This is a genomic window from Cupriavidus sp. HPC(L), assembly GCF_000307735.3.
Taxonomy (GTDB): Bacteria; Pseudomonadota; Gammaproteobacteria; order Burkholderiales; family Burkholderiaceae; genus Cupriavidus.
Genome location: NZ_AMPR02000270.1, coordinates 1 through 3,528, shown reverse-complemented (window position 1 = coordinate 3,528; position 3,528 = coordinate 1). Strand labels below are relative to the sequence as shown.

General features: G+C 71.9%; 3 protein-coding genes and 1 pseudogene. 2 read left to right on the top strand and 2 right to left on the bottom strand.

Features of this window, described 5'->3' with window-relative positions; genetic code table 11:
* Together B551_RS15405 and B551_RS15400 are read left to right on the top strand one after the other, a co-directional pair.
* Window positions 1-903 (top strand): ATP-binding cassette domain-containing protein (locus B551_RS15405; protein ID WP_023264460.1); only part of this gene is annotated, 903 nt, incomplete at its 5' end.
* The gene (locus B551_RS15400) at window positions 903-2,501 is read left to right on the top strand and encodes a gamma-glutamyltransferase family protein (protein ID WP_023264459.1); all 1,599 of its coding nucleotides are present in this window, start codon (window positions 903-905) and stop codon (window positions 2,499-2,501) included. The genes B551_RS15405 and B551_RS15400, both read left to right, overlap by 1 nt.
* A gap of 16 nt (window positions 2,502-2,517) precedes the next feature.
* On the opposite strand, the gene B551_RS15395 is transcribed toward B551_RS15400, so the two are convergent.
* Together B551_RS15395 and B551_RS15390 are read right to left on the bottom strand one after the other, a co-directional pair.
* Entirely contained in the window at window positions 2,518-2,952 is a 435-nt protein-coding gene (locus B551_RS15395; RefSeq protein ID WP_052511384.1) for a RidA family protein, read from the bottom strand.
* Between the two features lie 95 nt (window positions 2,953-3,047).
* Window positions 3,048-3,528: pseudogene (locus tag B551_RS15390) on the bottom strand (DSD1 family PLP-dependent enzyme); the annotation flags it as partial.

The following is a 3,528-nucleotide window of genomic DNA, read 5'->3' as shown; positions in this document are numbered from 1 at the left end:
ACACCGGCCGAGGTGCGGGCCGATCCCGCGGTCCGCCGGGCCTACCTCGGCGAAGCGGCCATGGACGATGCCGCCGCCGGACCACAGCGGTCGGCGCGCGGCACCGCCGGCGCGGAACTGCTGGGCGTCAACGCGCTGCGGGCCGGCTACGGCGCGGCGCCGGTGCTGCATGACGTCGCGCTGCAGGTGCGCGAGGGCGAGATGGTCGCGCTGCTCGGCGCGAACGGTGCGGGCAAGTCGACGCTGATGCGCGCGTTGTCGGGCTTGCACCGCCCGGTGCAGGGCGGCATCGCGTTCGACGGCGTCGATCTCGCCGGCGTCGATGCGGCCCGCATCGCGGCGATGGGCATGGTGTTGGTGCCCGAGGGGCGGCAGGTCTTTGCCGAACTGTCCGTGCTCGACAACCTGAGGCTCGGCGCGTTTCCATCCGGCCGCCTGAGCCGCGGCGAGATGCAGCGCCGCATCGAATCGATGCTGCTGCGATTTCCGCGGCTGCGCGAACGGCAGCACCAGCGCGCCGGCCTGCTGTCCGGCGGCGAGCAGCAGATGCTGGCCATCGCGCGCGGACTGATGTCGCAGCCGCGCATGCTGCTGCTCGACGAACCGTCGCTGGGGCTGGCGCCGAAGGTCATCGACGAACTCTTCGCGTCGCTGGACCGGCTGCGCGAGGCGTCGATCACGATCCTGCTGGTCGATCAGATGGCCGCGCTGGCGCTGACGCTGGCCGACCGCGCCTACGTGCTCGAGGAAGGCCGGGTCGTCGCCAGCGGCCGCGCCGACCTGCTGGCTCGCGATCCCGCGCTGGTGCAGGCCTATCTGGGCGGGCACGGGGACGATGCGGGCGACACCAAAAGCGACACCGCCGGCAGGTCCGCCGTCGCGCCGCAAGCGGTGGAGGCCTGATGCAGACCACCCTCCTTGCGGCGGGCCTCGCACGCTCGCGCGCCGGCATGGTGACCAGCCCGCATGCGCTGGCCAGCGAGGCGGGACGCGAAGTGCTGCGCGCCGGCGGCAATGCGATCGAGGCGGTGATCGCGATCGGCGCGACGCTGTCGGTGACCTATCCCCATTTCACGGGACTCGGCGGCGACGCCTTCTGGGTCATTGCCGACGGTGCCGGCGACGTGCGCACGCTGTCCGGCATCGGCCAGGCCGCAGCCGCCCCGCCGGTCTTCGATGGCGAGATTCCGGCGCGAGGACCGGCCGCCGCGCTTACTACGGCCGCGACCGTCGATAGCTGGAACCGTGCCTATCGGCTCAGCCGCGACAACTGGGGCGGCACCACCTCGTGGCAATCGCTGTTCCACCGCGCCATCGAGCATGCCGAGGCCGGGCTCCCGGTGACGCCGTCGCATCGCTTCTGGCTCGATTTCAGGGCGGGACAGTGGCACGACTGGCCAGGCTTCGCCCGCGTATTCCTGCCCGAAGGCCGCATGCCCGAGGTCGGCGAACGCTTTCGCCAGCCGCAACTGGCGCGCAGCCTGCGACGAATTGCCGAACAAGGTGCGCGGGACTTCTACGAAGGCGAACTGGCGGAGCGCATTGCCAAGGGCCTGCGCGAAGCCGGCTCGCCGTTGCGCGCAGCCGACCTCGCCGCCACCCGCGCCCGTGAGGAATCGCCACTGACGGTCCCCTACCGCGGCGGCGAGCTGGTCAGCCTGCGCCCGCCCACGCAGGGCGTGACCACGCTGCAGATCATGGGGATACTCGACCGCTTCGATGTCGGCGCGATCGCCGAGGGCAGCGCCGACTACTACCATCTGCTGGTCGAAGCGGTGAAGCGCGCGTTCATCGAGCGCGACCGCCACGTGGCCGATCCCGAGTTCGCCGATGTGCCGGTGCAGGGCATGCTGTCGGCCACGCATCTCGATGCGCTGGCCGCGGCGATCCGCCCCGACCGCGCACTGCCATGGCCGCACCGCTTCCGCACCGGCGATACGGTCTACCTCGGCGCCGTGGACCGCGACGGCCGCTGTGCCAGCGTGCTGCAGACCATCTACTTCGACTGGGGCAGCGGCGTGGTGGCCGGCGACACCGGCATCCTGTGGCACAACCGCGGCGCGGCGTTCCGCACCGATCCCCGGCACCACAACGTGCTGCGGCCGGGCAAGCGGCCCTTCCACACGCTCAATCCCGGGCTCTATCTGCGCGCTGGCCGACCCCGCCTGCTGTACGGCACGCAGGGCGCCGATGGCCAGCCGCAGACGCTCGCGGCGGTGCTGACGCGGATGATCGACTACGACATGGATCCGCTGGCGGCGCTGTCGCGTCCGCGCTTCCTGCTCGGTCGCACCTTCTCGGATTCCCGGGACACGCTGAAGCTGGAGGCGGACGTCGGAGACGCGGTGATGCGCGATCTCGCCGCGCGCGGTCACGAGCTCAGCCCGATCCCGGCGCAGAGCCCGCTGGCCGGCCACCCCGGCGCGATCCGCATCGATGCCGGCGGCACCATCGAAGGCGCCCACGATCCGCGCAGCGACGGCCTGGCGCTCGGCTGCTAGCGGTCGCCAGGCACCTTCAGCGCAGCACCAGCGGCGGTGACAGCAGCGCCTGTGCCGCCGCGGGGTGCATGGCCACCGCCTCGACCTCGGCCAGCACGCCGTAGTGCAGCGCAGGCACCGGCACCACCGCGCGTGCCGGGCGCGCGTCGCCGAGCACCTGCCGGTAGACCGCGTCGAACGCCGGCCAATGCTCGACGCCGGCCAGATAGACGGTGACCTTCAGCACGTCCTTCCAGCCGCACCCGCCCGCCGCCAGCGCCGCCTCGGCGTTGCGCAGCGCCAGCGCGGCCTGTTCGGCAAGCGGCAGATCCGGTTGCGGCTCGCCCTGCGCGTCCAGCGGCAACTGGCCCGACACGAACACCAGGCCCAGCCCCGTGGCGACGTGCGAGTAGTGGCCGCGCGGCTTCGCCAGCGCGGGCACGTCGGGACAGGCGACGCCTTGCGTGGCGATCGTCGCGGCGTTCGTGGCGGCGTTCGTCGCGGCGTTCGTGGCGGCGCTCGTGGCGGCGCTCGGATTCGCGTCTGGATTCACGTCGGTCATCGCGCTCACCATCCACTGAAGCGCGGCCACTGCGCCTCGACGTCGGTACCCCCTGCCACCACGGTGTAGGCACCGTGCTGCGCGGCCGTCGCGCAGGCGTGGTTCGGCAGGATGCGCAGCAGCGTGCCGACCGGCAGCATCGGCGTCGCGGCGGGATCGGAGCGATGGCTGACGATGCCGTGCTCCTGGTTGGCGTCGATCATCAGCAGGCCGGCCAGCGGCTTGCCGTCGACATCGCAGACCAGGCCATAGCCCTGGTCGACCGGCTGCTTCGCGGTACCGCGATCGCGCGACATCGCCATCCAGCCCGCATCGGTGATCAGCCAGCCCTTGTCGCGCTGATGGCCGATGACGGTGCACAGCACCGACAGCGCAATGTCCGCGGTCTCGCAGACGCCGATACCGTTCATCACCAGATCGAAGAAGACGAACACACCGGCCCGCACTTCGGTGACGCCGTCGAGCGACCGCGCGAAGTGCGCGGTC

Excerpts from the sequence above, each read along its gene's own strand:
- B551_RS15400 (WP_023264459.1), top strand. The coding sequence starts at position 903 with ATGCAGACCACCCTCCTTGCGGCGGGCCTCGCACGCTCGCGCGCCGGC.